Below are 23,056 nucleotides of genomic sequence, written 5' to 3' on the forward strand. Positions count from 1 at the left end.
ATGAGAAAAAATATTGTTATAGTTGATGATGAACCAATAACAAGGATGGATTTACATGAATTACTTAACGAGTCGGGATTTAATGTAATTGGTGAAGCATCTGATGGTTTAGATGCTGTAGAACTTTGTAGGAGATTAAAACCTGATTTAGTTTTAATGGATGTAAAAATGCCACTGCTTGATGGTATAAAGGCATCAAAATTAATAATGACTGAAGAGTTAACCAAGGCGGTTGTTCTTTTGACTGCTTATAGTAGTTCTGAATTTGTAGAAAGGGCAAAGGAATCCGGAGTCATGGCTTATCTAGTTAAACCTGTAGAAGAAAAAACTTTAATCAATACGATTGAAATAGCATTACATAAAGGATATGAAATTCAAAATATGAAGAATGAAATAAAAATTGCAAGAGAGAACTTGGAAGCAAGAAAAATAATTGAAAAGGCAAAAGGAATATTAATGACTAAAGAAAATATTTCAGAAAAAGAAGCCTATAATTTAATGAGAAAAGTAAGCATGGATAAACGATGTTCAATGAGGAAGATTGCTGAGACAATTTTACTTAATGAAAGGTGAAAATATGTTAAGAGATTTATGTCAATTACATACAAATCTTAGGGATGAAGATATTCTGATCCTGGAAAACATAGCAAATATTTTAACTTATATAGCTGACCTTGTAAGAGCAGATGTTTTTATTGACTGTTTGACAAGAGACCCAGATGTTGCGATTGTTGTTGCTGAAGCAAAACCAAGCAACTCTCCGTCGATGTATAAATACTCAGTTGTTGGACAACTTGCTCTTCAAAAAAATGAACCTGCAGCTCTTAGGACTTTGCAAATAGGTGTCAGCACAAGAGATTTAAAAGCAATTACTCAGGAAAATATAACAGTAAAGCAAAATGTTGTTCCAATAAAAAACAAGAATAATGAAACCATAGGTGCATTAATAATGGAACAAGATGCAACAAAAGCTGTAAATCAAAACAAACAGATGCAGATGCTAGCTGAAACTGCAGAACAATTGACTGAAACTTTATTTTCATTAACTGATAATGAACATGCTCTAACATATCATCTTAATGATGCTATAGTTATGTTTAATGAAGAAGGCAGAGCTATATATTCTAATCCTGTAGCTGAAGAACTGTATAATAAACTAGGATATAAAGACAGAATAGTTGGCATGCATTTTGAAAACTTAGTATTAGATGGAAGCAGTATAGATAAAATAGTTGCTGAAAATTTTTTCAATATTGGAGAAGTTAATGTAGGTAAATTGACATTTCAGGTTAAATATTTGGTAAAACGCAAAAAGAAAAAATTAGACGGTTTTATTATGTTAATTAGAGATATTACTGAAGTAAAGGAAAAAGAAAAAGAGTTGATTTTAAAATCTGTTGCTATAAAGGAAATTCATCATAGAGTTAAAAACAATTTGCAAACAATTGCAAGCCTATTACGATTACAATCTAGAAGAATACAGGAAGAAAATGCAAAGAAATCATTTAACGAAAGCATAAATAGAATACTTAGCATTTCAGTAACTCATGAAATATTAGCACAAAATGGAGTGGACGAAGTAGATATAAAGACTATAATAACAAAAATTGCAGAAAGTACTATTAATTATTGCCTATCACCAAATGAAAATATAAAGGTTTTTATCTATGGTGATAGTTTTAAAATAGATTCAGATAAAGCAACATCTATTGCTCTAGTTGTAAATGAGATACTACAAAACTGTATAGAGCATGCCTTTGAAGCAAAAGAGAATGGAAAAATCGAGGTGACCATAAAAAAAGGAATAATGTATTCTACCATTTCAATTATAGATAATGGGCGAGGTTTTGATATTAATAAGATTAGAAATGGAAGTTTAGGGTTAAGTATTGTAAAAAGTATTGTGAAAGATAAATTATTTGGTCATTTCAATATAGATTCTAATGAATTTGGAACTAAAATACTATTCGATTTTAAAAATGAATAAAATAGCACAATGGAGTGCTATCATGAAGGCAAAGAGGCCAAATGTTCAGGCCTCTTTTTGTTTTTATGAAGGGGGAAGATAATTTGAAAGAGGAAATAATCAGCGTAGGTATCGATATTGGAACAAGCACAACCCAGCTTATTTTTAGCAAGCTTATTATTGAAAATACTGCTTCAGCTTTTACTATTCCTAAAATAAAAATTGTTGATAAGCAGGTGTTTTTTAAAAGCGAAATTTATTTTACTCCACTTATATCTTCTACGGAAATCGATATGGAGAAGGTAAAAAAAATTATAGAAATTGAATATTCTAAAGCAGGAATTAAACCTGAAGATGTTAAAACTGGTGCGGTAATAATCACTGGAGAAACTGCAAGAAAGAAAAATGCTAACAATGTGTTAAATTCATTAAGTAAATTTGCAGGCGAATTTGTTGTTGCAACTGCTGGTCCTGAACTTGAGGCTATTATTGCTGGAAGAGGAGCAGGAGCTGAAAATATATCCAAAGAAAATGACTATTGCGTAGCTAATATAGATATCGGCGGAGGAACGACAAATATTGCTGTTTTTGACAGTGGTGAAGTTGTAGATACGTGTGCCTTGGATGTAGGTGGAAGGTTAATAAAGTTTGATGAAAATAATAGAAAAATTAATTATGCATCAAACAAAATCATTGAACTAGCAAAGGAATTAGGCATTGATTTGAAATTAGATGATGAAATTACTCTTGGAAAAATAAAAATTATTTGTTCACGAATGGCTGAAATATTAGAAGAAGTATTTGGATTGAGAGCAAGAAGCAAATTATTAGAAAAAATGCTTATTACTAAACCCTTAAATTTGAACTATAAAATAGACTCTATAACCTTTTCAGGAGGCGTAGCTGACTTCATTTATAATCAATCTGATAATTACTTAGCCTTTAATGACATCGGAATTGTTTTAGGTGAAGCAATCTCAAAATCTAGTTTATTTAAAAAGCTTAAAGTTTTTAAACCTCAAGAAACGATAAGGGCTACTGTTATAGGTTCTGGTATGCATACAGTAGAACTTAGCGGTAGCACTATAATGTATTCAAAAGATATATTTCCGATTAAAAATATTCCAGTAATAAGATTAAACAATGAAAGTGATTATAAATTATTTTCAAGCGAAATAGAACAAAAAATTAATTGGTTCATTGCAAATGAAGAATTACAAAATATAGCGATTGCTTTCAAAGGAACAAAAAATCCAAGCTTTAATAATGTAAGTTCTTTGGCAGAAAAAATAATAACAGGCTTGAATAAATTAGTTGAAAACAGATTACCTATAATTGTCATTGTCGAAAATGATTTTGCAAAAGCATTAGGTCATTCTATAGTAAATAAACTTAACAAAAAAAATGATGTTGTATGTATTGATGGAATTAGGGTAGAGAATGGTGATTTTGTTGATATTGGGAAACCTATATCAAATGGTAGGGTAGTCCCAATTGTAATAAAAACATTATTATTCAAATAAGGAAGGGGTGAATAATTTGAGATTAAAGACAAAATTGTTCGGAAAAACTTATCAATTTGGTTCTGTTAAAGAAGTTCTAGCAAAAGCAAATGAAGAAAAATCAGGAGATAAATTGGCAGGTATTGCAGCTTCTTCTGTTACTGAAAGAATTGCTGCAAAAGAAGTTTTAAGCAATTTAACCCTAAACGATTTAAGAAATAATCCTGTAGTTCCTTATGAAATTGATGAGGTTACTAGAGTAATTCAGGATTCAGTTAACGAAAGAATTTATGAAGAAATTAAAAATTGGACAGTAGCAGAACTTAGAGAATGGATATTGAATGATAAGACTTCAGGTGATGACATAAAGAGAATCAGCAGAGGTCTTACTAGTGAAATGGTTGCAGCAGTTGCGAAACTCATGTCAAATCTAGATTTGATATATGGTGCAAGCAAAATAAGAATAAGTGCTCACTGCAACTCAACAATTGGCCTTAAAGGGACACTGGCAGCTAGATTGCAACCAAATCACCCAACTGATGATATTGATGGAATAATGGTTTCAATTATGGAAGGACTAAGCTATGGGGTTGGTGATGCTGTAATTGGATTAAACCCTGTAGATGACACTGTTGATAATGTCTATAAAATATTAAAGAAGTTTGATGAGTTTAAAAAGAAGTGGGAAATTCCAACTCAAATTTGTGTTCTTGCTCATGTTACGACTCAAATGGAATGTATAAGAAAAGGAGCACCAACAGACCTTATCTTCCAGAGTATTGCAGGGTCACAAAAAGGGAATGAAGCATTTGGTATAAGCGTTAAATTATTGGATGAAGCTTACGATTTAGCTCTAAAACAAGGAACAGCAACAGGTCCAAACGTAATGTATTTTGAAACTGGACAAGGCTCAGAATTATCTTCTGATTCGCATCATGGTGCTGACCAAGTAACCATGGAAGCCAGATGCTATGGATTAGCAAAAAGATATAAACCGTTTATGGTAAATACTGTTGTTGGTTTTATAGGACCGGAATATCTATATGACAGCAAGCAAGTAATCAGGGCAGGCCTTGAAGATCATTTTATGGGCAAACTTACTGGAATTCCAATGGGTGTTGATGCTTGTTATACCAATCATATGAAGGCGGATCAGAATGATGTTGAAAATTTAGCGGTTCTATTGACTGCTGCAGGGTGTAACTATTTCATGGGAATTCCTGCTGGGGATGACGTAATGCTTAATTATCAATGCACAGGATATCATGAAACTCCTACATTAAGAGAATTACTTGGATTAAGACCTATAAAAGAATTTGAAATTTGGCTTGAAAAAATGGGATTTATGCAAAATGGCAAATTGACTAATAAAGCTGGGGATGCATCAGTTTTTTTGAAATGAGGTGCCGCTGATGATACTCAAAACAAAACTGTTTGGAAGGATATATTCTTTTAAAGACATTAAAGAAGTATTGGCAAAAGCAAATGAAGAAAAATCTGGTGATAAGCTTTTGGGGATAGCAGCTGAAACGGTTCAAGAAAGAATAGCAGCTAAAATAGTTTTAAGCAATTTGACATTAGAGGATTTAAGAAATAATCCAACTATTCCATATGAAGAAGATGAAGTAACAAGAGTAATAGATGAACAGGTAAATGAAAGTATTTATAAAGAGGTTAAATCATGGACAGTAGGCAAGTTAAGAGAATATATTTTGGATCACAAAACAACTGGTGAAGATATTAAAAGAATTAGTAATGGTTTAACATCTGAAATGATTGCAGGTGTAGCAAAGTTAATGTCTAATATGGATTTGGTTTACGGAGCCAGCAAAATAAAGATTTGGGCTAAGGCTAATACTGAAATAGGTAAACCGGGGACATTGTCCTTTAGATTGCAACCCAATCATCCAACAGATGATATAGATGGGATAATAGCTTCAATAATGGAAGGATTATCATATGGATGTGGAGATGCAATAATTGGTGTTAATCCTGTAGAAGACACAGTTGAAAATACTAAAAAGATAATGAATGAAATTCATAATTTTATGATTAAATGGAGTATACCTACTCAAACATGCGTTTTATCACACATAACAACTCAAATGGAGGCAGTAAGACAAGGTGCACCAGTGTCAGTTTTCTTTCAGAGCGTGGCTGGTAGTGAAAAGGCAAATACGGCTTTTGGCGTTAGCAAGGATATTCTTGATGAAGCATTTGAACTAATAAAGAAATATGGAACTGCACCCGGTCCTAATCTTATGTATTTTGAAACTGGTCAAGGTTCTGAAATGTCCCTGAATGCAGATCATGGGGTAGATGAAATGACACTCGAGGCAAGAACTTATGGATTTGCTAAAAGATATAAGCCTTTTATGGTTAACAATGTTTCAGGATTTATAGGTCCAGAGACTCTTTATAATGGTAAAGAGATAATTAGAGCAAGTTTAGAAGACCATTTTATGGGTAAGTTGACAGGTTTACCTATGGGTATGGCGCCATGTTATACAAATCATGTTAATGCAGATCAAAATGATCAAGAAACAGCAACTATGTTGCTTACCATGGCAGGGGCAAACTACTTTATGGGTGTTCCAGTAGGTGATGATGTAATGCTAAGCTACCAAGATACAAGTTATCATGATGATGCTACCTTAAGAGAGTTGTTAAATTTAAAACCCGCCGAGGAGTTCTTCAACTGGTTAGTTGAAATGGGAATAATGGATAAAAACGGAAGACTCACTGAATTTGCAGGAGATCCTTCTATATTCTTGAAATAAATTGAAAGGGGGAATAAAAGTGGTAAAAGAAGACGATTTAAGAAAGATAGTTGAACAAGTTTTAACAGAGATGGGATATTCTTCTCTACCTGAAAAAGCTATAAATACTATAAAAGAAGCTATAATTGATGAACAAGAAGGGATTCCAGATCTGACAACTATTGATATTAGAAAACAGGTGCTGGTTCCTAATCCTGAAAATTTAGAAGCTTTATTAAAATTAAAGAGCAAGACACCTGCAAGAATTGGGGTTTGGAGATCAGGGCCAAGATATAAGACAGAAACACTTTTAAGATTTAGGGCAGATCATGCTGTGGCAATGGATGCAGTATTTACTGACGTTTCTGAGGAGTTATTACAGGAAATGAATCTGTTTTCAGTTAAGACGATGTGCAGAAATAAAGATGAATATTTAACAAGACCGGATTTAGGAAGAAAATTTGATGATGATTCCATAAAAATGATTAAAGAAAAATGCAAAGCTAATCCGCAAGTTCAAATATACGTATCTGACGGATTAAGTTCAACTGCAATTGAGGCAAATGTGAAGGATGTTTTACCGGCAATTATTCAAGGTTTAAAAGCATATGGAATTGAAGTTGGAACACCATTCTTTGTAAAATACGGAAGAGTTCCTGCTATGGATGTAATTTCGGAAGTAACAGGAGCAGATGTAACATGTGTTTTAATTGGTGAAAGACCAGGTTTAGCTACAGCAGAAAGTATGAGTGCATACATGGCGTATAAGGCAACTGTAAATATGCCAGAAGCAAGAAGGACAGTTGTTTCAAATATTCATAGAGGTGGAACACCGCCGGTTGAAGCAGGTGCTCATATTGCAGAAATAATTAAGCTAATGATTGAGAAGAAAGCAAGTGGAATTGATTTGAAATTATGATAAGGGGGGATATAAATGAAAAATGATCCTATTCGTGCGACGGTTTTAAGTGTTAAGATAATTCCAAATGTAAATCCAGATATGGCTAGTGCACTAAAATTAGAGCCAAATCAAAAAAGTGTAGGTATTATAACTACAAATATAGATGATGTTTCTTACACTGCTTTAGATGAAGCAACAAAAAAGGCAGATGTTCAAGTAGTCTATGCAAGATCTATGTATGCTGGTTCAGCAAATGCTAGCACAAAGTTGGCAGGGGAGTTTATTGGTATTATTGCAGGTCCAAATCCTGCTGAAGTAAAAAGTGGATTAAATGCTGCAATACAATTTATTGAAAATGATGCTTGCTTTTATAGTGCAAATGACGATGATAGCATTGTTTATTATGCTCACTGTATATCAAGAACAGGTTCATATCTTTCAAAGGTTGCAGGAATAGAAGAAGGAGAGGCTTTGGCTTACTTAATTGCACCTCCGCTTGAAGCAACTTATGCGCTAGATGCTGCTCTCAAGGCTGCAGATGTTAAATTAGCGGCATTTTATGGACCACCAACAGAAACAAACTTTGCTGGCGGATTATTAACTGGAAGCCAGTCTGCTTGTAAAGCTGCCTGTGAAGCTTTTGCAAATGCTGTTAAATATGTAGCTGATAATCCATTAAGTTATTAAAGTGAATGAAGATGAAAAGAGAAGCTTTGGGAATAATTGAAACCTATGGATTTACTGATTTTATCGTAGCTTTTGATATTGCTTTAAAGAGTGCTAACGTTAAATATCTAAGTCATTGCTTCGTTAGAGCTGGATTAGTTTCTGGATATATTCAAGGTGATGTTTCAGATGTTGAGGAAGCGTTGCAGTCGGTTAAGAGTTATTTTCAAACGTTTAAGAAGAATATAAAAATTCATTGTATACCTCGTCCTTATGAAGATACCTGCAACCTAATTGAGCCTTTGTGTGGGGAAAAAGATGAAGTAATAGTCATAGAAAAGAAAAAAGAAATTGAGGATGATGTATCCATGAAAGTTGAGGCTATTTTAGGAACTCATTTTGATGAATTGAAAAATATGAAAACAGTAGACTTAAGAAAATTAGCGAGGCAATTAGATAGTCTGTCAATTCCAAGAGATAAAATAAAATTTGCAAGAAAAGATGAACTCATTAAAGCTATTATCGAGTTCTGTGAAAGGAAGTTGAGATGATGGACAGAGACTTAATTTCCATCCAGGAAGCAAGGGATCTTGTAAGAAGAGCAAAGGAAGCACAGTTTAAGCTTTCAAATCTTTCTCAGAAAGAATTAGATGAAATTGTAAGATCTATGGCTGAAGAAGCATATCAAAACTCGGAAAGACTTGCTAAAATGGCAGTTGAAGAAACAGGGTTTGGTAAATATGAAGACAAAATAATTAAAAACAAATTTGCAAGCAAAATAGTTTTCGAAAGCATAAAAGAAGTTAAAACAGTAGGAATACTTAAAAATGATGATATAAATAAAATTTTAGAAATAGGTGTCCCAATAGGGATTATTGCTGCATTAATTCCATCAACGAATCCAACTTCTACAACAATTTATAAAGCTCTTATAGCAATTAAATCTGGTAATGCAATAGTTTTTAGTCCTCATCCCGCAGCAGCACGTTGTATTTTAGAAACAGCAAAGATACTAGAGAAGGCAGCAATAAAATCTGGAGCACCAGAAGGTATAATTGGCTGTTTACAAAATCCTACCTTAGAAGCAACTAATGAACTTATGAAGAATAAAGATGTAGCTTTGATTTTAGCAACAGGCGGTTCAGCAATGGTAAGAGCTGCATATAGTTCAGGAAAGCCTGCTCTTGGCGTTGGGCCAGGAAATGTCCCTGCTTTTATAGAGAGAACAGCAGATATTCCGTTATCTGTTAAGAGAATAATTGAAAGTAAAACATTTGACAATGGAACTATTTGTGCATCTGAACAAGCTATAGTAACAGAAAATTGCATTAAAGAAAAAGTGAAAGAGGAACTAATACTACAAGGTGGGTATTTCTTAGATGAAGAAGAAGCAAGGAAGGTTGCAAAAGTATTAGTTAACCCATGCGGAGGTCTAAATCCAAGAATAGTGGGGCAACCAGCAATAAAAATAGCTCAAATGGCAGGATTAGAGATTCCAGATAATATTAAGGTTTTAATAAAGGAAGAAAAAGGTGTGGGTAAAGAATTTCCATTTTCGATGGAAAAATTATCGCCTATATTAGCCTTTTATACTGAAGAAAACTGGGAAAAGGCCTGTGAAAAATGTATTGAAATTTTAAATTTTGGAGGACTAGGTCATACGCTTGTTATACATTCAAATAATGAAGAGGTTATTATGGAATTTGCTTTGAAAAAGCCAGTATCTAGGCTATTGATTAATACATCTGCATCACAAGGAGCAATAGGAGCTACGACTAATTTACAGCCAGCTCTTACATTGGGATGTGGAAGTATTGGTGGAAGTTCAACTTCGGATAATATAGGACCTTTACACTTAATAAACATAAGAAGAATAGCCTATGGGATAAGAGAGACAAATGAGATTTTTAGCAACAGCAATGAAGATAAAGTAGATTTAGACTATCTAAAAAAATTAATAATAAATGAAATAAATAAAATTAAAAAAGGAGGAGTTTTAAATGGCTAATACAAATGCTCTTGGTATGATTGAAACAAAAGGTTTGGTTGGAGCTATTGAGGCTGCTGACGCAATGGTTAAGGCTGCGAATGTTACTTTGATAGGAAAGGTTCTTGTAGGTGGAGGACTTGTAACTGTAATGGTTAGAGGAGATGTAGGGGCAGTTAAGGCGGCAACAGATGCAGGTGCTGCAGCTGCAGAAAGAGTTGGGGAATTGATATCAGTTCACGTAATTCCTAGACCACACGGAGAAGTAGAACTGATTCTTCCAAAGGCAGAATGATAATATTCCCGGGCTCTGCCCGGGAAATATAAAAGGATGTGGTTGATGTGAGAGTGCTGACAGAATATGATTTGAGAATTGAATTGAAAAACAAAAAGATTGACAAATACTATGTTGATGCAGAAACAATAATAACTCCATCGGCAAAACAGTTTCTATCAGAAAAAGGAATAGAATTATTAACAACAAATAAAAAAGATACCAAAATTGAAGAAAGTATTGAAATACCCGAAAAAAATAAAAAAGTTTTTGCCGATGCTATGTATGAAGTTTTTTATGATAAGAAACCAGAATTTATGACGCATTTGCATGGGAATAAGCTTGTTCCTAAGAATCATCCAAGGATTATTCTTAGGGGAAAACTAGATACTTTACAAGCAAAAATATTAGAAGTTCAAGTGATTGCAAACAAAAACAAACTAGATAAGCTGGTTGCTGATTTAGATGAGTTATTAAAGTTTGCAAGAAATGTTTTAAGAGCAGAGGTTTTAGATGAAACCCTTGATAATATAACATTATTGGGATTAAATGATGAACAACTAAGAGAAATGTCCCAAAATCCCAAAAAATATTTTAATCAAGAACATTTATTACCTAGCTATAAAATGGGAGATATAGTAATTATATTAAACAGTTTAAGATGTCTAGCAAGAGAAACTGAAATAAGTGCCATTAAAGCCTTCAAAACTAATGATGGATTTTCAAGATTAGATATAATAAAAGGATTAAATAGACTAAGCAGCTGTATTTATATAATGATGATTAAGGTAAATAGCGGAATTTATAAATGATGTGAGGTGATAGGGTGGAAGTTTTTTTGGATAATTTAGCAAAAAATATTGTAAGAAACATTAAATGTCAAAGACTAATCCCTATCGAGGCATCTGGAAGGCATGTTCACTTAAGTATTCAGCATGTGATTGAACTTTTTGGAAAAGATTATGAATTAAAAATTAAGAAGGAATTATCTCAAAAAGGACAGTATCAGTATGAGGAAAAGGTTATGTTGATTGGGCCTAAGGGAGTTTATAAAGATGTTTCGATATTGGGTCCACCTAGGAGTAAAACGCAAGTTGAAATTTCTAAAACTGATGCGATATTTTTAGGAGTTGATGCTCCTTTAAGGGATTCAGGCAATTTAAGTAAATCGCCATCTATAATAATTGCAACTGATAAGGCAGCAATTAGAATTGCAGAAGGAGTTATTATTGCTAGGAGACATATTCATATGAACGAAAAAGATGCAATAGAATTTAGTGTTAAAGACAAGCAATTAGTTAGTGTGAAAATATTAAGTCAACGTCCTGTTATTTTTGAAGAAGTTTTAGTTAGAGTTAATAGGGATTATTCTTTAACAATGCATATAGATTATGATGAAGCTAATGCATGTGGATATATAGATGGAGTCTACGGAAGGTTAATAGTTTAGGGAGTGATATTATGTATGATTATACTTTGGTTAATAAAATGGTAAAGGAAGTAGAAAAGAGTATATACGAAACAATAGAATTCGATAAAACAAATGAAATATTATTAGGAGTTGATTTGGGAACTGCATATATAGTATTGGTAGCATTAGATAAATATAGAAGACCTATAGCAACTGAAATGGAATATGCTAATGTCGTAAGAGATGGTCTGGTTGTTGATTTTATTGGTGCAACAAATATCGTCAGAAGACTAAAAAGAAAATTGGAAGATAAGTTAAATGCAGAATTAAAATATGCAGCGATAGCTGTGCCGCCAGGAACAAGTGCAAGAGACTGTGATACTCACAGATATGTTGTAGAAAGGGCAGGTTTGGAAGTTGTAAAAGTATTGGATGAGCCAACGGCCGCAAACGCAGTTTTGAACATTAAAGATGGTGTTATCGTAGACATAGGGGGAGGAACAACAGGATTATCTATTATAAAAGAAAATAAAGTTATATATACGGCTGACGAACCTACAGGTGGAACTCATTTGTCTTTGGTAATTGCAGGCAATTATAAGATTGATTTTGAAAGTGCAGAAGAGATTAAGAAGGATAAATATAAGCAAAAAGAAATATTTCCAATCGTATTGCCTGTTATTAAAAAAATAGCATCAATAATTAAAAAGCATATTTTAGAATCAAAAACGGATGTAAATTCGATATTTTTAGTTGGGGGGACATCTTGTTTAGAGGGAATAGAACAGGTTATAGAAAAGGAAACTGGAATACAGACTACAAAACCATATAATCCATTATTTATTACGCCTTTAGGAATTGCCTTGAATTGCTTAATCGAGGGAAGTGAATGAGATGGAATTTGATAGCTTGGTTGAAACAATAATAAAAAGAGTAATTGAAAAAATAAATGATTTAAATAAAAAAAGGTTTTTAATTTTATCTTCAAATAATCAAAGCATGCTTGACGTTTTGGAATGCATTTCATCAAAATTTATTGCCAACGTTAGTGACAATTATGAGGAGATTAAGAATCATGATTATGTTGTTATTGAGTCCAATGAACTGCTTAAAATTTTAAAGAACAAACAAGTAAAGTGTATTGAAGAAGATATAACATCAAAAAAGGAATTAAATGACATATTTAAAATAGAAAAGAGAATTATAACTGAAAAGGATTTACAGCCATTAATCAGATTAAATGTAAGAAGAATTCATGTTTTGGAAAGGGCTATTTTAACACCTTTGGCTTTAGATTTTATAAGAGAAAATAAAATAGAATTGGTAAGAAAAAGGTGAAAAATATGTTAATAGGTAAAGTTGTAGGAAATGTTTGGGCGACACGAAAGGACGAAAGTTTAAATGGTTTGAAATTTCTAATAATTCAGCAGATTGACTATTATTTAGATAAGGAGTTTCCTACTTTTGTAGCGATAGACACTATAGGAGCAGGTATTGGCGAAACAGTGCTGGTTTCAAAGGGAAGTTCAGCAAGAAAAATTATAGGTAAAAGTGATGTTCCGATAGATGCCTCGGTGATTGGAATAATAGATACGATTGAAGTGGAGAAGGCATTTAAGGAGAGGTGATAAGGTGGATTTAATAGAAAAAATTTATAATGCAGGAGTAGTTGGGGCAGGTGGCGCAGGTTTTCCATCACATATTAAATTGAATAATAGAGCAGAGTATTTGATTATAAATGGAGTAGAATGCGAGCCGCTTTTAGGAACAGATAAATTCTTGATGAGGAATAAGGCTAAAGAAATTGTCTTAGCGATTAATGAGATTGCTAAGAATTTAGGAGCAAGAGAAGTTTTTATTGCTACAAAAGAATCGTATAACGAAGAAATAAATAGTGTAACAAAAGAGATTAAAGAAAATGGTTTCAGAATAAAGATTCACAAAATGAAAAGTTTTTATCCAGCCGGAGATGAACAAGTTTTAGTTAAGGAAGTTATAGGAAAAACTGTTCCGCCCGGAGGCATACCAATAAATGTTAATACTGTAGTATCTAATGTTGGAACTGCTTATAATATATATGAAGCTATAAATGACAAACCGGTTATTAGAAAATTTATTTCTATTTTAGGTGAAATTAAAAACCCAATGATATTGAATGTTCCTATAGGAACTTCAATTTTAGAATGTATAAATGCGGCGGGGGGAAGCACAATAAAGGATTATGCGATAATAATAGGTGGACCTATGATGGGCAAAATAATATCGCATGAGGAAGCAAAGAATAGAACAATAACAAAAACGGATGGAGCTTTAATTATCATATCTAAGAATCATGTCCTATACAAAAGAAAATCCCTTGGATTAGATAAAATAATAAAAATTTCAAAGTCTGCATGTATTCAGTGTAGCTATTGCACCGACCTTTGTCCTAGATTTCTATTAGGACATGTTATACGTCCGCATAGAATTATGAGAGCATTGACTTGTTTTGATGAAGATAATGAAATATTTAATGAAAGTCTATTATGCAGTGAATGTGGTGTATGTGAGAATTATGCTTGTCCGATGGGGTTATCTCCCAGGGAAGTAAATGTTTATATAAAATCAATTGTTAGGGCAAAAGGGAAAAAAGCTAACCAGAAATTATTAGAAGAAAATTCTATGAGAGATTTTAGATTAGTTCCAACAGAAAAACTACTAATTAGACTAGGATTAAACAAATATAAGACTCAAAAACTTCAAAGTTATATGGAAATCAGTGCTGATAAAGTTACAATCTCTTTAAAACAGCATATTGGAAGTCCTGCAAAACCTGTTGTAGAAGTTGGCCAAAGGGTAGAGGAAGGACAGTTGATAGGAGATATTGAGAAAAATTTACTTGGAGCAAAAATCCATGCAAGTATTAGCGGGATTGTAAAACATGTAGGAGAGCAAATAGTTATTGAGAGCGACAATAAAGAGGTGATTAAATGACAAAAGCAATAGGATTGGTAGAGTTGAATAGCATAGCGAAAGGAATTGAAACTGCAGATAAGATGTTTAAATCGGGAGATGTAGACATAATAATCTCTAAGCCTATATGCCCCGGAAAATTTATCATACTAATAACAGGAGATGTAGGAGCTGTTAAGTCATCTGTAGAAAAAGGAATAGAAAACGCTGAAAATTATATTGTTGACAGCCTGATATTACCTAAAGTGCATACTCAAGTTTTAGAGGCAATAAATTATACAACCAAGATAGAAAAACTTGATGCCCTGGGTATACTTGAATTTTATAGTATAGCTACAGCTGTAGTAGCAGCTGATGCTGTAGCAAAAACATCACAAGTTCAACTAATGGAACTTAGATTAGGTATAGGAATAGGTGGAAAATCTTTTCTTACATTTACTGGTGATGTAAGTTCGATTAATGAAGGAATTGAAATTGGTGAAAAAATTGGTGAGGAAAATGGTATGTTGGTTTATAAATCCATTATTCCATCTCCAAGTCCAGAGATATTTGAATTTTTAATATAAAGGGGGATTAAAATGAGTATTAATGAAATAATCGTTTATATAATGGTCGGATTTATGCTACTTGGTGCCCTTGACAAAATTATTGGAAATAAATTTGGCTTAGGAGAAAAGTTTGATGAGGGTTTTATGGCTATGGGTTCACTAGCAATAGCCATGGTTGGGGTTGTTTCGTTAGCACCAGTATTAGCAAAGATTCTTAAACCTGTTATAGTTCCAGTTTATACTGCTCTTGGAGCAGATCCAGCAATGTTTGCAACTACGTTACTTGCATGCGACATGGGGGGATACCCTTTGGCAATGGAACTTGCATTAACTAAAGAAGCAGGTCTATTTGCAGGATTAATTTTAGGAGCTATGATGGGACCTACTATAGTTTTTACGATACCTGTAGCACTTGGAATAATTGAAAAAGAAGACCATAAATATCTAGCTACGGGTATTCTGGCAGGTATGATAACTATCCCATTGGGAAGTCTAGCAGGCGGTTTAGTAGCCGGATATAGTTTCAAAATGATATTCTCAAATCTAATTCCAATTATTATTGTATCAGCGCTAATTGCATTTGGATTGTGGAAAATTCCTAACAAGATGATTAACGGATTTAATAAATTTGGAAAAGGTGTTGTAATAGTTATAACTATTGGAACTGCTGCAATAATTTTTGAAACTTTAACAGGTGTAGTATTAATACCCGGTATGGCTCCTATAAGTGATGGTATACAAATAGTTGGAGCTATAGCTATTATGTTATGCGGTGCATTTCCAATGGTATATTTTATAACTAAAGTTTTCAAAAAGCCTTTGATGAAACTTGGAGGGCTTTTAGGTATGAATGATGTTGCTGCAGCAGGTATGGTTGCAACTCTTGCAAATAATATACCTATGTTTGGTTTGATGAAGGATATGGATGAAAGAGGTAAAATTATTAATGTTGCTTTTGCTGTTAGTGCAGCATTTGTATTTGGAGATCATCTAGGTTTTACTGCCGGTGTTAATAAGGAAATGATTTTCCCAATGATAGTCGGCAAGTTAGTTGCAGGAATAACAGCAGTAATTTTGGCAATGTATATCGCACCTAAGAAATCAAAAGCTTAGAGGTGTTATTATGTTTGACGAAAAGTGCTTGAAAGAGTTAATTAAACAGATTGTGATTGAACAAATGAATTTGGAAAGAAATAATTTTGTAAAAAATGTTGATAAGAGCGGCATAATGAGTGTGAAATCCGAAACTGTTAAGTGTGAACCTTTTGATACAGGAAAAAAAGGAGACAAGGTATTTCTTAAGGATGTATTTACATTAGAGGAGAGTCCTAGAATTGGTTGCGGTGTAATGGAAATGTATTCTTCTAGCTTTGATTGGACGCTCTGCTATGACGAAATAGACGTAATTTTAGAAGGAACTCTGGAAATCGTAATAGATGGGAGAAGTATAGTTGGAAAAAAAGGAGATATTCTTTTTATTCCAATGGGGAGTCAAATAACATTCTCTTGCCCAGATTATGCTAGGTTTATATATATCACTTATCCTGCTGACTGGCAAAATACTAAATAAATAACTTCAATAACAATAAGTTGACTGACATTCAGTTAACTTATTGTTATTTCCTATGGTAATTCTTGAAGTATTTACTTCTTGAAATAAGACCTTGTTCATTGTATACTATCATATGTGGTCATCAAGCTGGTTAGGAAACAGAGAGGAAGAAAAAAGCATATAAAAAAGTTAAAAAATTTGTTGACAGAGTAAAGGACAGCTGATATAATAGTAAATGTCCGATACGGAGAGGTGGTCGAGATGGTTTAAGGCACCGGTCTTGAAAACCGGCGTAGGGGTGACTCTACCGTGGGTTCGAATCCCACCCTCTCCGCCATATTTTATTTATACGTAAGCCATGGAGAAGTACTCAAGTTGGCCGAAGAGGCGCCCCTGCTAAGGGCGTAGGTCGGGAAACCGGCGCGCGGGTTCAAATCCCGCCTTCTCCGCCAAAGCCGCACTAGTGCGGCTTTTTCACTAAGTAACGCAAATTAATACTTGCGTCCGTAGCTCAGGGGATAGAGTAGCTGGCTACGAACCAGTTGGTCGGGGGTTCGAATCCCTCCGGACGCACCATAGAAAGCCCAGGAAATGCATGTATTCCTGGGTTTTAACTTTTTGAAAATTACCCATCATGCTCATAAAAAAATTATAGGTTGTTTTGGTTAAAGTTGTTTTAAATGAAAATGGAAAAAGCTAAACATATGATAGATGCTATTCCAAAACAATATTCATTTGAATTGAGATACAATCAGGTAAAAAAGGATAAATCGGAAGGTATTTAGGCAAAGGGACAACGAGTATTAATATCTTGAGGTTAATGTGATTATGGAAATCCAATTTTTTGAAGCAACTAAATTTTTTGGCTATAAACTTATTTTAAAGAAGGAATTCAATAATCCGTGTAGAATATATAAATAAAGAAAACAACATCAAAAAACCCAATTTTCATTTTATACGTAGGGGGGGTTTTGTAGGACCATATAAGCTAGTCAAATCAAAGCAAGAGATACAATTTTATTTGTATACAATGCATGTATAAAAATAAATTTAGCAGCTAAAAAAAGTGATTTTGAATAGGTTTTCAAATACCACATTCTCAGCCCAGAATTTTCAATGCCTCGCAAGGGGTGCCGTAGAAATGACATTGACCTGATTGAAGGGATTATCACGATTCCTTTGCAGTCAACAATTGACTGCATAAATTCAGGGTATGTAGAAATGACATTGACCTGATTGAAGGGATTATCACTTTCGTTCACTGTTGTTTCACCTCCAATCCTTGTTATTTTGTAGAAATGACATTGACCTGATTGAAGGGATTATCACTTGCAAATCAAGGAGGGCATGATGTATGTTTACTTCACCGGTAGAAATGACATTGACCTGATTGAAGGGATTTTTATCTGTTGTAAGAAAGAGAAAAAGCCTGTGCTTTATTTAACTAGCACAGGCTAAAATGATATTACTTGAAAAAGTTCGTTGATAAGAGTAGTTAATGTTTTTAACTATTGCTAAGGTAGAGGACCACTGGATAGAATTTATTTATAATTATTTCCTTGCTTGGGGGGATTGAAATGAAGGAATTTATCCAAGTGGGGACTATTTTATACCATAAATATTTGTCTAAAGTAAAAGTTGAAGATATAAATAATGATTTGATTAAGGTAAATGCTGGAACAAAGGGTATATTAGAGTTTCCGCTTCGTGATTTTGGCAAAGTGATTTTTATAGATAAAAAACATCAAAACATGAAATTTGATAGAACAGAGGATTATTTAGATTTCTGTAGAAATGAATACAAGCTCAAAAAAGAACCTCAGATATTTAATTCAAAATTACAAGAGGAAAAATACATAGAATCGAATAGATTTAATAAACATATATATAATACAATGGTTGATTTATGTAATTTTGAAGATATTAAAAATAATAACATTAATTTAGAAATCATTAAAGGAAAAATTAAAATGGAAACAAAATCGGCAAATGGAAATGAAGCTGCTGAACAAATCTCTATCTTTGAACCAGATAAATCTAAATTAATAGTAGATAATAAAAAGGAACAAGAAAAAATAAAGGAAATTATAGAAAGAAGAAAAATCAAACATTTAATTCATTTCACGAGAATAGAAAATTTAAGCAGTATTTTGGAAAATGGACTAATGCCTATTAGCATCCTGTTTGACAAAGAAATATGTTATATTGGAAATGATAGAAATAGGTTGGATGAGATGCTTGATTGTATAAGTTGTTCTGTAACATTTCCAAACTATAAGTTGTTTTTTGCTTTTAGATTGAAAGAACCAAGTGCTAAATGGGTAGTTATTGCTATTAGTAAAGATATTTTATTTTCTACAAACAATACAGCATATTTTTGCAGCACAAATGCTGCAGCGCTTATACCAAAAATACGAAAAGAAATATATACAAAAGCAGAAAGACTTGAAGATATGTTTTGCGACAATTATACAGCCAAGAATGGGAAAATTATACAAAGACGATCCCTGCAAATTGATGACAATTATACTACTGATCCTCAAGCAGAAATATTAATCAGTGGAATTATAGATTATAAATACATTGATTATATTTATTTTAACAATCAGGACGATGTAGATTATTACAGAAAAACATATGATACTTATTTGCTCAGTAAATTCAATTACAAAATAGATCAAAAGTATTTTCAGCCTAGAAAAGATTATGAATTCTGGAAAAAGGAGCTTTGACTAAATATGGCTATAAGACTGTATTTTGTTGCGAAACCATTTGAAGGTAAACTATTTGAAGAACTAGAGATTGAGTTTAAATACTACAATGGATTTTCTATTACTCAGAAACAAAAATCAATAATTTCAATGCATGAAAAAATATATAAAAAGGATCCAACCTTACAAGTTCTTGAGATTTCATCTAAATCAAATAATCCTTTAGGAGTAGCATTAAGTGCTTTCAACTTAAAAGTATATGATGAAAAGATTGGGAAAGAGTATCCATTGGAGAATATATTCCAATCATCAAAAGTATTTGAATTAGGTGGCCCATATAGAGACTTGCTTAATGTTTCACCTAAAGATGCTAAAAAAGATCCAAGGTTGAGAGAATCTGGAGAGTTGATTTATTTTGATTATGATAATGTTATATGGGAGAAAGAACCTAAGACAATGTTTTATGATTGGTTATATATTAATGCATTATATAGGAATAAGTATTTGTCTAAAGAAATACTAAAATATAACGCTTTTACTGACATTGAATTTAATCATGAAAAATCATTTAATTGTCAAGCTAGGGCAGCAGCTATATTTGTGGGCTTGAACAAAATTGGAAAGATAAAGGAAATAATAGATAATAAAGATGAGTTTAAGAAGATTTATATTGATAAGAAAGAAACAAATGAACAATTGACTATGAATTTATAAGATAGTGTAAAAAATTTATTATCGCGAGGTTCTATATTCTCAGCTTAGAATTTTCAATGCCTCGCAAGGGGTGCTGTAGAAATGACATTGACCTGATTGAAGGGATTTTCTTTAAAAGAGCAATTTTGCATGATAAGTTTCTTGAAAACATCTCACACAAAAACTGTATTTGTTCCAAAATCTATGATTATTTGCTATCAGACAATCATAGATTTTTTATTTTTGAATATTTTAAAAAAAAACATTGACTCTAACGTTGCGTTATAGTTTATCATTAAGATGGAGGTGATGAGGTGTATAAGGTTAGGGAAGTTGCCGATATGGTCGGCATAAGTGTGCGCACGCTCCATCATTATGATGAAATTGGTCTTTTGAAACCCGAAACTGTAACATCGGCCGGTTACAGACTTTACTCGCATAAAGACCTTGAAAAGCTGCAGCAGATTCTATTTTTCAAGGAACTTGATTTTGACCTTAAGAAGATTAAGGAAATACTTAATGATCCTAATTTTGATAGGAAAAGAGCTCTTGAACTTCATAGGGAACTTCTTGTAAAGAAGAGGGATAGGTTAAACAATATAATTAAGTGCGTTGAAAATACAATAAATTCAGTTGAAAGGGGAATTGAAATGAATAAAGAGGATATGTTTAGTGCCTTTGATATGAGTGAAATTGAAAGGCATCAGGAAAAATACGCTGAGGAAACCCGTGAAAAATATGGTCACACGGATGCGTATAAGGAGAGCATGAAAAGGACTTCACAATATACAAAGGAAGATTGGGCTAAAGTAATGGCAAGAGCATCTGAGATTTATCTTGAAATCGCATCTTTAATGGATAGGTCGCCTGATGATGAGGATGTTCAAAGGGCAGTTGCAAAGTGGAGACAGCACATTACAGACAGTTTCTACAATTGCACGATTGAGATTTTTAGAGGCTTAGGTGAGCTTTATGTAAATGATGAGCGCTTTACACAAAATATAGATAAGGTAAAACCGGGGCTTGCTGAATTCATGAGCAAGGCCATAAAAATATATTGCGATAGACAAAGTGAATAAATTTTTCAATCCTGTAACTTAATTGTTGCAGGATTTTTAATATCAATTGAGCAACTCAATTCTGACACAAATGAAAGATTCTGCTAAAATGCCAAATAATCAAATAAATTCCAAATTATATTGAATTCTGGCAAAGATTAGAAGGAAATTAATGTTTTATATAGAATAAATTATTAAAATGATTTAATAATCATTAATAGTATCTTGGGGGTGAATTTATGGGGAATCAAAAATATGTAGTTAATCATTATTCTGTTGACAACATTTTGAATTGGGCTAAGTCGGGTGACATTGCTATTCCAGAAATTCAAAGACCTTTTGTTTGGAAAGCTTCTAAGGTTAGAGACTTAATAGATAGTTTATATAATGGATATCCAGTTGGATATATAATTGTGTGGAGCAATCATTCGGTAAAATTAAAAGATGGAAGAAAATCAGATGGTAAGAAAATTCTAATTGATGGACAACAAAGAATTACAGCATTAATGACTTCATTGTTAGGAAATGAAGTGGTTACGAACGAATATAAAAAAATCCCAATAAAAATTGCATTTAATCCAAAAGAAAAGAAATTTGAGGTTAGGAATGCTGCAATTGAAAAAGATGCGGCCTGGATAGATGACATTTCGAAAATTATTTCTAATGATGTAAACCTACTCAAGATTACAAAAGATTATTGTAAAAACAATCAAAATGTTGACGAAGACCAAATCTTTGAAAGTATTAATACTTTAAAAAGTATATTAAATAATCCTATAGGAGTCATTGAACTTAATGCAAATATTGACATTGAAACGGTAACTGAAATATTTATAAGAATTAATTCACAGGGAGTCGCATTAAGTCAAGCAGATTTTGCAATGTCAAAGATAGCATCTAACGAAACCTACGAAGGTAATCTAATAAGGAAATGCATAGATTATTTTTGCCATTTATCAAGGGAACAGGATATATTTAACTTTATTAAGGCTAATGATAATGATTTTACTAAAACAGAATATTTTAATAAAATTAAATGGATTAAAGATTATAACGATATTCTTTACAAGCCTACATATACAGATGTATTAAGGGTAGCTTTTACTTCTGAGTTTAAAAGGGGAAGACTTCAAGATTTAGTTGCACTCTTATCAGGTAGAAATTTTGAAACAAAAACGTATGAAGAGACTGTTGTTGAAGAATCTTTCGGCAAGTTAAAATCTGGAATTTTAAAGTTTGTAAATGAAAATAATTTTAAGAAATTCATAATGATTATATTATCTGCAGGCTTTATTGACTTATCCATGATAACATCAAAGAATGCACTAGATTTTGCATATATTTTATATCTCCATCTTATAAATCAAGGAATGAAACAGGGAGAAATATCTAAATATATTAAGAAGTGGTATGTAATGTCTGTTCTAACGGGTAGATATTCAAGTTCTCCTGAAACGCAATTTGATATAGATATAAGAAGAATAAATGAAATAGGGATTAATCAATATTTATCAGAAATTGAAAGTGCTTATTTATCAGATGCATTCTGGAATATTGCTTTGCCGAGGAGTATGGATAAAGTAGTAGATTCAAGCCCATATTTTAAAGTTTATTTGGCTGCACAAGTTAAAAATAATGATAAAGGTTTTTTGGCTAAGGATATATTAATTAGAGATTTAATTACAAATAAAGGAGATGTGCATCATATATTTCCAAAAGAGTATTTAAATAAAAATGGATTAAACAAATCAAAATATAATCAAATTGCAAATTATGTGTTGATGCAAAGTGAAATTAATATTGCTATTGGTGCTAAAGCTCCAAATGAATACCTTAAATATGTAATCGAACAATGTAATGGAGGGAAATTAACATACGGTTCAATTGATAATATTAAAGAATTAAAGAAAAACTTTAGAATGAACTGTATTCCTGAAAAAATAATAGATTATACTGTAAAAGATTACGAAAATTTTTTAGAAGAAAGAAGATTTTTGATGTCTATGAAGATTAAAGATTATTATTATAACCTATAATTATAGGATATAATGTCTTAAACAAAGGTAAATGGGTGGG

At 32.4% G+C, this 23,056-nt stretch carries 23 protein-coding genes and 3 tRNA genes; all 26 read left to right on the forward strand.

The features are described 5' to 3' along the window. The 26 genes from ABG79_RS08350 to ABG79_RS08480 all read left to right on the forward strand — a co-directional run bounded on the left by ABG79_RS08350 (position 1) and on the right by ABG79_RS08480 (position 23,016). Positions 1-573, forward strand: coding sequence for an ANTAR domain-containing response regulator (locus tag ABG79_RS08350; protein WP_057979021.1), 573 nt, complete (start codon positions 1-3; stop codon positions 571-573). Positions 574-577: 4 nt separating this feature from the next. Next, positions 578-1,987, forward strand: a complete 1,410-nt coding sequence (locus ABG79_RS08355; protein ID WP_057979022.1) for a sensor histidine kinase — start codon at positions 578-580, stop codon at positions 1,985-1,987. A gap of 83 nt (positions 1,988-2,070) precedes the next feature. Then, a complete protein-coding gene (gene eutA / locus ABG79_RS08360; protein ID WP_057979078.1) occupies positions 2,071-3,489 on the forward strand; it encodes an ethanolamine ammonia-lyase reactivating factor EutA in 1,419 nt (472 codons plus the stop codon). Between the two features lie 16 nt (positions 3,490-3,505). Then, positions 3,506-4,870 (forward strand): ethanolamine ammonia-lyase subunit EutB, encoded by a 1,365-nt coding sequence (locus tag ABG79_RS08365; RefSeq protein ID WP_057979023.1) that lies wholly within the window; start codon positions 3,506-3,508, stop codon positions 4,868-4,870. Positions 4,871-4,880: 10 nt separating this feature from the next. Next, positions 4,881-6,248, forward strand: coding sequence for an ethanolamine ammonia-lyase subunit EutB (locus ABG79_RS08370; RefSeq protein ID WP_057979024.1), 1,368 nt, complete (start codon positions 4,881-4,883; stop codon positions 6,246-6,248). 19 nt (positions 6,249-6,267) lie between these two features. Next, entirely contained in the window at positions 6,268-7,146 is an 879-nt protein-coding gene (gene eutC, locus ABG79_RS08375) for an ethanolamine ammonia-lyase subunit EutC (RefSeq protein WP_057979025.1), read from the forward strand. 15 nt (positions 7,147-7,161) lie between these two features. Continuing rightward, positions 7,162-7,815: an ethanolamine utilization microcompartment protein EutL gene (gene eutL, locus ABG79_RS08380; RefSeq protein WP_057979026.1), complete on the forward strand. Its 654-nt coding sequence runs from the start codon at positions 7,162-7,164 to the stop codon at positions 7,813-7,815. 5 nt (positions 7,816-7,820) lie between these two features. Then, on the forward strand, positions 7,821-8,345 hold the full coding sequence (locus ABG79_RS08385) for a BMC domain-containing protein (RefSeq protein WP_083490383.1): 525 nt from the start codon (positions 7,821-7,823) through the stop codon (positions 8,343-8,345). Further along, complete coding sequence (locus ABG79_RS08390) at positions 8,345-9,802, forward strand: acetaldehyde dehydrogenase (acetylating) (RefSeq protein WP_083490391.1); 1,458 nt, start codon at positions 8,345-8,347, stop codon at positions 9,800-9,802. The genes ABG79_RS08385 and ABG79_RS08390 overlap by 1 nt, the downstream gene beginning before the upstream one ends. Then, positions 9,795-10,076, forward strand: a complete 282-nt coding sequence (locus tag ABG79_RS08395; protein WP_057979029.1) for a BMC domain-containing protein — start codon at positions 9,795-9,797, stop codon at positions 10,074-10,076. The genes ABG79_RS08390 and ABG79_RS08395 overlap by 8 nt, the downstream gene beginning before the upstream one ends. Before the next feature lie 47 nt (positions 10,077-10,123). Beyond that, positions 10,124-10,867: a hypothetical protein gene (locus tag ABG79_RS08400; protein WP_083490384.1), complete on the forward strand. Its 744-nt coding sequence runs from the start codon at positions 10,124-10,126 to the stop codon at positions 10,865-10,867. A gap of 14 nt (positions 10,868-10,881) precedes the next feature. After that, positions 10,882-11,505: a phosphate propanoyltransferase gene (gene pduL, locus ABG79_RS08405; RefSeq protein WP_057979031.1), complete on the forward strand. Its 624-nt coding sequence runs from the start codon at positions 10,882-10,884 to the stop codon at positions 11,503-11,505. A gap of 11 nt (positions 11,506-11,516) precedes the next feature. Further along, positions 11,517-12,359, forward strand: a complete 843-nt coding sequence (eutJ, locus tag ABG79_RS08410) for an ethanolamine utilization protein EutJ (protein ID WP_057979032.1) — start codon at positions 11,517-11,519, stop codon at positions 12,357-12,359. A 1-nt stretch (position 12,360) separates the two neighbouring features. Further along, entirely contained in the window at positions 12,361-12,804 is a 444-nt protein-coding gene (locus ABG79_RS08415; RefSeq protein WP_057979033.1) for a hypothetical protein, read from the forward strand. 5 nt (positions 12,805-12,809) lie between these two features. Continuing rightward, positions 12,810-13,094, forward strand: a complete 285-nt coding sequence (locus ABG79_RS08420; RefSeq protein ID WP_057979034.1) for a EutN/CcmL family microcompartment protein — start codon at positions 12,810-12,812, stop codon at positions 13,092-13,094. Positions 13,095-13,098: 4 nt separating this feature from the next. Continuing rightward, positions 13,099-14,439 (forward strand): 4Fe-4S dicluster domain-containing protein, encoded by a 1,341-nt coding sequence (locus tag ABG79_RS08425; RefSeq protein ID WP_057979035.1) that lies wholly within the window; start codon positions 13,099-13,101, stop codon positions 14,437-14,439. Next, positions 14,436-14,984 carry a BMC domain-containing protein gene (locus tag ABG79_RS08430; protein WP_057979036.1) on the forward strand — a complete coding sequence of 183 codons (549 nt, stop codon included), beginning with the start codon at positions 14,436-14,438 and terminating at the stop codon, positions 14,982-14,984. Before ABG79_RS08425 ends, ABG79_RS08430 begins: the two co-directional genes overlap by 4 nt. Before the next feature lie 12 nt (positions 14,985-14,996). Continuing rightward, the gene (gene eutH / locus ABG79_RS08435) at positions 14,997-16,079 is read left to right on the forward strand and encodes an ethanolamine utilization protein EutH (protein WP_057979037.1); all 1,083 of its coding nucleotides are present in this window, start codon (positions 14,997-14,999) and stop codon (positions 16,077-16,079) included. Positions 16,080-16,089: 10 nt separating this feature from the next. Beyond that, positions 16,090-16,536 (forward strand): cupin domain-containing protein, encoded by a 447-nt coding sequence (locus ABG79_RS08440; protein ID WP_057979038.1) that lies wholly within the window; start codon positions 16,090-16,092, stop codon positions 16,534-16,536. Positions 16,537-16,764: 228 nt separating this feature from the next. After that, positions 16,765-16,855, forward strand: a tRNA-Ser gene (locus ABG79_RS08445). A gap of 23 nt (positions 16,856-16,878) precedes the next feature. After that, positions 16,879-16,970: transfer RNA gene (locus ABG79_RS08450), tRNA-Ser, on the forward strand. A gap of 48 nt (positions 16,971-17,018) precedes the next feature. Further along, positions 17,019-17,094 (forward strand) — tRNA-Arg (locus tag ABG79_RS08455). 1,001 nt (positions 17,095-18,095) lie between these two features. Then, positions 18,096-19,250: a DarT ssDNA thymidine ADP-ribosyltransferase family protein gene (locus tag ABG79_RS08465; RefSeq protein ID WP_057979040.1), complete on the forward strand. Its 1,155-nt coding sequence runs from the start codon at positions 18,096-18,098 to the stop codon at positions 19,248-19,250. A gap of 6 nt (positions 19,251-19,256) precedes the next feature. Next, positions 19,257-19,943, forward strand: coding sequence for a DarT1-associated NADAR antitoxin family protein (locus tag ABG79_RS08470; RefSeq protein WP_057979041.1), 687 nt, complete (start codon positions 19,257-19,259; stop codon positions 19,941-19,943). 293 nt (positions 19,944-20,236) lie between these two features. Further along, entirely contained in the window at positions 20,237-21,001 is a 765-nt protein-coding gene (locus tag ABG79_RS08475) for a MerR family transcriptional regulator (protein ID WP_083490385.1), read from the forward strand. 218 nt (positions 21,002-21,219) lie between these two features. Continuing rightward, positions 21,220-23,016, forward strand: a complete 1,797-nt coding sequence (locus tag ABG79_RS08480) for a GmrSD restriction endonuclease domain-containing protein (protein ID WP_057979042.1) — start codon at positions 21,220-21,222, stop codon at positions 23,014-23,016. Positions 23,017-23,056: the final 40 nt, after the last annotated feature.

Source organism: Caloramator mitchellensis (assembly GCF_001440545.1).
Lineage (GTDB): Bacteria > Bacillota > Clostridia > Clostridiales > Caloramatoraceae > Caloramator > Caloramator mitchellensis.